This window comes from Streptomyces sp. adm13(2018) (genome assembly GCF_008042145.1).
Taxonomy (GTDB): domain Bacteria; phylum Actinomycetota; class Actinomycetes; order Streptomycetales; family Streptomycetaceae; genus Streptomyces.
This window is the reverse complement of sequence record NZ_RDBH01000059.1, coordinates 40,312-47,841: the sequence shown is the minus strand read 5'-3', so window position 1 is coordinate 47,841 and position 7,530 is coordinate 40,312. Positions and strand designations below refer to the sequence as shown.

The 7,530-nt window shown below is 71.8% G+C and carries 5 protein-coding genes; 4 read left to right on the top strand and 1 reads right to left on the bottom strand.

Going from position 1 to position 7,530, the window contains the following annotated elements; translation table 11 throughout:
- Nucleotides 1-114 precede the first annotated feature (114 nt).
- Nucleotides 115-1,575 (bottom strand): basic amino acid/polyamine antiporter, encoded by a 1,461-nt coding sequence (locus EAO70_RS05215; protein ID WP_148001828.1) that lies wholly within the window; start codon nt 1,573-1,575, stop codon nt 115-117.
- A gap of 685 nt (nt 1,576-2,260) precedes the next feature.
- On the opposite strand from EAO70_RS05215, the gene EAO70_RS05210 reads away from it, so the two are divergent.
- The 4 genes from EAO70_RS05210 to EAO70_RS05195 all read left to right on the top strand — a co-directional run bounded on the left by EAO70_RS05210 (nt 2,261) and on the right by EAO70_RS05195 (nt 7,495).
- Nucleotides 2,261-3,670, top strand: coding sequence for a family 2B encapsulin nanocompartment shell protein (locus tag EAO70_RS05210; protein ID WP_148001827.1), 1,410 nt, complete (start codon nt 2,261-2,263; stop codon nt 3,668-3,670).
- A gap of 209 nt (nt 3,671-3,879) precedes the next feature.
- Entirely contained in the window at nt 3,880-5,196 is a 1,317-nt protein-coding gene (locus EAO70_RS05205) for a family 2 encapsulin nanocompartment cargo protein terpene cyclase (RefSeq protein WP_148001826.1), read from the top strand.
- Nucleotides 5,197-5,211: 15 nt separating this feature from the next.
- Complete coding sequence (locus tag EAO70_RS05200; protein WP_148001825.1) at nt 5,212-6,096, top strand: geranyl diphosphate 2-C-methyltransferase; 885 nt, start codon at nt 5,212-5,214, stop codon at nt 6,094-6,096.
- Between the two features lie 256 nt (nt 6,097-6,352).
- Nucleotides 6,353-7,495: a S1 family peptidase gene (locus EAO70_RS05195; RefSeq protein WP_148001824.1), complete on the top strand. Its 1,143-nt coding sequence runs from the start codon at nt 6,353-6,355 to the stop codon at nt 7,493-7,495.
- The last annotated feature ends 35 nt before the right edge of the window (nt 7,496-7,530 follow it).

The following is a 7,530-nucleotide window of genomic DNA, read 5'->3' as shown; positions in this document are numbered from 1 at the left end:
GTCGGGGGAGGTACGGGCGTTCGGCGGGGCGGCTCAGAGGCTGATCCAGCCGGCCGCGAGGGCCACGACGCCCACGACGGCGTCGGGGGAGGTACGGGCGTTCGGCGGGGCGGCTCAGAGGCTGATCCAGCCGGCCGCGAGGGCCACGACGCCCACGACGGCGCCCGCGACGGAGACGGCGAGGATCACCAGCTCGCGCGGGGAGAAGAGCCTCCTGCCCTGCTCGCGCCGGGCCTTCACGAACAGGAAGGTCGCCGGCGCGTAGAGGATGAAGGAGACCAGGACGAACTTGAGCCCGGCCGCGAACAGCAGGAAGGCCGTGTAGACCGTGGCGAGGACGGCCACCACCAGCTCGCCCCGGGTGGCACGGCCCACCGCCTTCTCCTGCGCGGGCCGCAGCGCGATCTTCACCGCGAACGCGGCGGCGAGCAGGAACGGGATCAGACTGAGCGCGCTCGTCAGGTCGAGGGCGAAGTTGAACGCGTCGTCGGAGAAGGCCGTCACCACGAGGACGACCTGGCTGAGGGCCGTGCTCAGCAGCAGGGCGGGCACGGGGACGTCGTCGCCGCTGGAGCGCCCCAGAAAGCGCGGCATGTCCTCGTCCTTCGCCGCCACGAAGAGCACCTCGGCCGCCATCAGGGTCCAGGCGAGGTAGGCGCCGAGGACGGAGACGATGAGGCCGACGCTGACGAAGACCTGGCCCCAGTTGCCGACGGCCGCCTCCAGGACCCCCGCCATGGACGGCTGGCGCAGCTCGGCGATCTCGCTCATCGGCAGGATCCCGTACGACACGATGGTCACGGAGGCGAAGACGGCGAAGACGCTCAGGAAGCCGAGGATCGTCGCCCGGCCGACGTCCTCGCGGCGCTTGGCGTGCCGGGAGTACACGCTGGCGCCCTCGACCCCGAGGAAGACGAAGACGGTGGCGAGCATGGTCCCGCGGACCTGGTTGAACAGCGAGCCGGCGTAGTCGGCGCCGCCCCAGTTGTCGGCGAAGACGGACGCGTCGAAAGAGAACAGGGCCAGGATGACGAAGACGATGATCGGCACGATCTTGGCCACCGTCACGATCCGGTTGATCGCCGCGGCCTCCTTCACCCCGCGCCGGATGAGCAGGAAGAACGCCCAGAGCCCGGCCGAGGACAGGACGATCGAGAGGGCGGTGTCGCCGTCGCCGAGGGCCGGCCAGACCGCGCCGATCGTCGACATGATGAGCACCCAGTACGTCACGTTGCCGACGCAGGCGCTCGCCCAGTAGCCGAACGCCGAGAAGAAGCCCAGGTATTCGCCGAACCCCGCCTTCGCGTACGCGTAGACGCCGGCGTCCAGGTCCGGGCGCCGCACGGCGAGCGCCTGGAAGACGAAGGCGAGCATCAGCATGCCGAAGCCGGCGATCGCCCAGGCGATCAGCGCACCGGCCACGCCCGTCTCCTGCGCGAACCGTCGGGGCAGCGAGAAGACGCCGGCGCCGACCATGGAGCCGACGACCATCGCGGTCAGCGTGACGAGCGTCAGTTTGGCCGTGGGCGGGGACCCGGCGTCGGTGGCGCCTGTTCCGGTTTCAGCGTGCGACATGACCTGCCTTCCGTGGGGCTGACGTGGTGGAAGCTCCCGGAGGGGCGTATGTCGGGAGGGGGCGGCTCCGGCCGGAACCGGCGCGGGCGCGCACCGGGCAGCAGGGCGCGCGCCGGCCGCCGGAGGGATGGAGGGAGGCCCGTGCCGGTGTCGGCTCCCGCAAGGTTCGTTCCTCTGCGGCGGGTTCGCCGGCCTGCATGCTCACCCCTTGGCGCGACGGGAGACGACTGGAAGCCGAATCTAGCCGGATGGCGGCGATTTGTCCGTGTATGGCAAGGTGCGCCGCACGGGTGGGGAGGCGTACGGGCGTGTGGGGGACAGTCGATCGAACGGGGATGCCGCTCTCGAACGGAGAACGCGGGCGGCGGGGGCGTGAACCAGGGGCTCTCGGCCACATGGCCCGAATGCTGCAGATCATCGGGTTAAACCTCGAATGGAGCAAGATCGCCGCTTCGAGGTAATGCCCCCGAACTCGTGGGGTGTGCCCGGGTCGACGGCCGTTACTGTTCCCCGGGATCTGGACGGATTCCCAGAACTTCCTCCTTGTTCACTCCCCTTACGCACCTTCACGGCTTCTCGCCCCTCTCGTCTCCTCCTGTCTTTCCTGCCTTCTTGTCTTCCTCCTCTCTCACCGACCGGGGCCCCGCGCGCCGGTCACCACCCCCTGCGAAGGAGAGCCCGCCCCATGACCGTCGACACCGGCCCGGACGCACAGCAGGACACCCCGAAGCAGTCCAGCCTCAGTACCGCCGCCGCCCGGAACCTGGCCACCACCACCAAGTCCGCCCCGCAGATGCAGGAGATCAGCTCCCGCTGGCTGCTGCGGATGCTCCCCTGGGTGGAGACCAAGGGCGGTGCCTACCGGGTCAACCGGCGGCTCAGCTACACCGTCGGGGACGGGCGCGTCGAGTTCGTGCAGGACGGGGCACGCGTCCGGGTGATCCCCCGCGAGCTCGGCGAACTCGCCCTGCTGCGCGGCTTCGACGACGACGAGGTGCTGAACGCGCTGGCCGCCCGCTGCGTGCAGCGCGACTTCAGCGCCGGCGAGGTCCTCGTCTCGCGCGGCGCCCCCGCCGCGGAGATCCACCTCGTCGCCCACGGGCGCATCAACCAGACCTCGCTCGGCAAGTACGACGACGAGGTGGCCGTCGCGGTCCTCGCCGACGGCGACCGCTTCGGCGAGAACGCCCTGCTGGACGCCGACGCCCGATGGGACTACACCGCGACAGCCGAGACCTCCGGCACGCTGCTCACCCTCTCCCGCACCGAGTTCGCCGCGGTCCTCGCCTCCTCCTCGGCCCTCCAGGCCCACATCGAGGCCTTCAGCTCGCTCCCGCTCCAGCGCCAGAACCGCCACGGAGAGGCCGAGATCGCGATGTCGGCGGGTCACGTCGGCGAGGCCGCGCTGCCCGGCGCCTTCGTCGACTACGAGCTCAAGCCGCGCGAGTACGAACTCTCCGTCGCGCAGACCGTCCTGAAGGTCCACACCCGGGTCGCCGACCTCTACAACGGCCCGATGAACCAGACGGCGGAGCAGCTCAGGCTCACCATCGAGGCGCTGCGCGAGCGCCAGGAGCACGAGCTGATCAACAACCCGGAGTTCGGTCTGCTCCACAACGCCGACTTCAAGCAGCGGATCCAGCCCCACTCCGGCCCGCCCACCCCGGACGACCTCGACGAGCTGCTCTGCCGCCGCCGCGGCACGAAGCTCTTCCTCGCCCACCCCCGGACGATCGCCGCGATCGGCCGCGAGTGGAACGCGCGCGGCCTCAACCCCGACACCGTCGACCTCGACGGGCAGCGGGTCCTCGGCTGGCGGGGAGTTCCGCTGCTGCCCTGCAACAAGATTCCCATCACCAAGGAGAACACCAGCTCGATCCTGGCCATGCGCCTGGGCGAGGACGACCAGGGCGTCATCGGCCTCCGCCAGACCGGCCTGCCGGAGGAGTACGAACCCGGCCTCTCGGTGCGCTTCATGGGCATCGGCGAGCAGGCGATCATGTCGTACCTCGTCACGACCTACTACTCCGCCGCGATCCTCGTGCCGAACGCGCTGGGCGTGCTGGAGAACGTGGAGATCGCCCGCAGGCACTAGGCCGTCTCCTCCGGATCCTGCCTGACCCGTGCCACCCGGTACCGCACCTCGCCGCGTTGTCGAGGCACTCGGGTTCGTCCCGTACGCGGATACCTCTCCGCCTTGCGACGCACGGCACCGGACGACGCGGGCCTGACCGGCAAGATCCGGAGGAGACGGCCTAGACCCCATGCCGTGTCGTGAAGGCGTCGTGAAGGCCCCGACACGAACTGGGCCCTGTCCGGACCGTCCCGGGCCGGCCGACCGCGCCCGGGACGGTCCGGACCCCCTCCGCGCCGGCTCCCGTCGTACCGCGCCCCTCCGCGGCCCCGGCACCCGCCGCGACCGCGGTCCTCCCGGCGGCTCCGGGGGCCGCCGCCGCAGCCGTCGCGTCCGGCGTTCTCGCGGCGCCGGTCACCGCACCCGTCGCCCCACCCGGCGCGACCGCGCCCCCGGCACGCGCGTCAGGGTTCGCCCTCCCCGGGCCCACCGGCCTGGGCACGGCGGCGCTGTCCCTGGCCCGTGGCGCGGGGACGCCCTCCGGGCCGGAGGCCCCGGCCCCGGCCGAGGGTCGGCCCGTCCCGGGGCTGTACCACCACCCCGTGCCCGAACCCGATCCCGTACGGGTGGACGAGGTGAGCCGCCGGATCAAGGACTGGGCGCTGGACGAGGTACAGCTCTACCCCGACGACTGGGAGGGGGAGTTCGACGGGTTCTCCGTCGGCCGCTACATGGTCGCGTGCCACCCCGACGCCCCGACCGTCGAGCACCTGATGCTCGCGACCCGCCTGATGGTCGCCGAGAACGCCGTCGACGACTGCTACTGCGAGGACCACGGCGGCTCGCCCGTCGGCCTCGGCGGGCGGCTCCTCCTGGCGCACACCGCCCTGGACCCGCTCCACACGACGGCCGAGTACCAGCCGCGGTGGGCCGAGTCGCTCCACGCCGACGCCCCCCGGCGCGCCTACCGCTCCGCCATGGGCTACTTCGTCGACCGGGCGACCCCGTCCCAGGCCGACCGGTACCGGCACGACATGGCCCGGCTGCACCTGGGGTACCTCGCCGAGGCGGCCTGGGCGGAGACGGACCACACGCCGGAGGTGTGGGAGTACCTGGCGATGCGCCAGTTCAACAACTTCCGCCCCTGCCCCACCATCACGGACACCGTCGGCGGCTACGAACTGCCGGCGGACCTGCACGCCCAGCCGGCCATGCAGCGCGTCCTCGCCCTCGCCGGGAACGCGACCACCATCGTGAACGACCTGTACTCGTACATGAAGGAGCTCGACAGCCCCGGCCGGCACCTCAACCTGCCCGTGGTGATCGCCGACCGCGAGGGCCTCTCCGACCGCGAGGCCTACCTGAAGGCCGTCGAGGTCCACAACGACCTCATGCGCGACTTCGAGGCCGAGGCCGCCGCCCTCGCCGCCGCCTGCCCCGTCCCGACCGTGCAGCGCTTCCTGCGGGGCGTCGCCGTGTGGGTCGACGGCAACCACTACTGGCACCGGACCAACACCTACCGCTACAGCCTGCCCGACTTCTGGTAAGAAACGGAATCATCTGTGACCAGCACCGAGTTCACCACCGTCTCCGACACCTCCGCCTTCATCCCGTCCCCGGCCACGCCGTACCAGGGCGACATCGCCCGCTACTGGAACGACGAGGCCAGGCCGGTGAACCTGCGCCTGGGTGACGTCGACGGGCTCTACCACCACCACTACGGCATCGGCGACGTCGACCACGCCGCCCTCGGCAGCACCGAGGACGGCGGGTACGAGAAGAGGCTGATCGCCGAACTGCACCGGCTGGAGTCGGCGCAGGCCGAGGTCCTCCTGGACAACCTGGGAGCCATCGGGCGGGAGGACACGCTCGTGGACGCCGGCTGCGGGCGCGGCGGTTCGAGCGTCATGGCCCACCAGCGCTTCGGCTGCCGGGTGGAGGGCGTCACCCTCTCCTCCACGCAGGCCGACTTCGGCAACCGGCGCGCGAAGGAGCTGGGCATCGACGACCACGTCCACGCCCAGGTGTGCAACATGCTGGACACGCCGTTCGAGAAGGGCAGCATCGCCGCCTCGTGGAACAACGAGTCGAGCATGTACGTCGACCTCGACGACCTCTTCGCCGAGCACTCCCGGTTCCTGAAGGTCGGCGGCCGCTACGTGACCATCACCGGCTGCTGGAACCCGCGATACGGCCAGCCGTCGAAGTGGGTCTCCCAGATCAACGCGCACTTCGAGTGCAACATCCACTCCCGCCGCGAGTACCTGCGCGCCATGGCCGACAACCGGCTTGTCCCGCAGGCCGTCATCGACCTGACGCCGAACACGCTGCCCTACTGGGAGCTGCGGGCCACCTCGTCCCTGGTCACCGGCATCGAGGAGGCGTTCATCAACTCGTACAGGGACGGCTCCTTCCAGTACGTCCTGATCGCGGCCGACCGGGTCTGACCCGGCCGGTTCCCGGGGGCGCCGAGGGGCCCGGTCCGTCGTCCGCGACGGACCGGGCCCCTCGGCCGTCCTCGGCTCCAACTGGCCGGGGCCTGGCAGTACTTGCGGTAGCGGTTCGCGGGAGATCGGCCCCGCCGAACCCCGGCCGGAATCTCCGGCCGTGGTATGGACCTGACAAGTGGAGTGTCGCTACGGTGGCTACCGCGCTCGCTTGAGAGCGCTCTCAGCGCCTGCCCACCCCCACTAGGAGGCTCCTGTGAAACGTACGTCCGCCCTGCGCGCCGCCGCGGCGGCCCTGCTGCTCACCGTCGGACTCGGCGCCGCCCAGGCGATGCCCGCGAGCGCCGTCCCCACCGCCGCCTCGCCCACCGCCTCGGCGGGACTGCTCGACGCCATGCGTCAGGACCTCGGGCTCACCGAGCGTCAGGCCGAGGAGCGGCTCGCGGCCGAACGGACCGCGACCCGCGTCGAGTCGGCGGCCAGGAAGGCCGCCGGCGGGGCCTACGGCGGCTCGTGGTTCGACGCCGGCTCCGGACGCCTCGTCGTCGCCCTCACCGACCGCGCGGAGCAGGCGGAGGTCGAGGCGCTCGGCGCCGACACCAGGATCGTCCGGCACAGCGCCGGCGCGCTCGACCGGGCCAAGGCACGGCTCGACACCCGGTCCGCCCCGAGCGGCGTCGCCGGCTGGCACGTCGACCCGCGCTCCAACAGCGTCGTGGTCACCGTCGTGCGCGCCGACCGGAACGCCCCGGCCGTCCGCGCCTTCGTCGACCGGGCCCGCGAGGCCGGACCCGTCACCGTCGCCGAAACGGCCACGGCGCCCCGCACCTACGCCGCCGGGACCGTCGGCGGAGACCCCTACTACACCGGCAACGTCCGCTGTTCCATCGGCTTCTCCGTGCACGGCGGCTTCGTCACCGCGGGGCACTGCGGCGGCGCCGGCGCGGCGGTCCGGGGCTGGGACGGCTCCGCGATGGGCACCTTCCAGGGCTCCTCGTTCCCCGGGAACGACTACGCGTACGTGAGCATCCACAGCGGCTGGTGGACCGTGCCCGTCGTGCTCGGCTGGGGCGTGACGCCGGACCGGCTCGTCAGGGGCTCGGCCGAGGCCCCGATCGGCGCCTCGATCTGCCGCTCCGGTTCCACGACCAAGTGGCACTGCGGCAGCGTCCTGGCCAAGAACGAGACGGTGAACTACAGCCAGGGCGCGGTGCAGCAGATGACCAAGACCAGTGTGTGCGCGGAGGGCGGCGACTCCGGCGGCGCGTTCATCAGCGGCGACCAGGCGCAGGGCGTCACCTCCGGTGGCTGGGGCAACTGCTCGTCCGGCGGGCAGACGTGGTTCCAGCCCGTGAACGAGATCCTCGGCCGCTACGGCCTCACGCTCCACACGGCGTGACGCGCTGACGAGCCGACGGGGCGGGGGAGTGGGGG

Coding starts and splice junctions, on each gene's coding strand:
- EAO70_RS05210 (WP_148001827.1), top strand. CDS start 2,261: ATGACCGTCGACACCGGCCCGGACGCACAGCAGGACACCCCGAAGCAG.
- EAO70_RS05215 (WP_148001828.1), bottom strand. CDS start 1,575: ATGTCGCACGCTGAAACCGGAACAGGCGCCACCGACGCCGGGTCCCCG.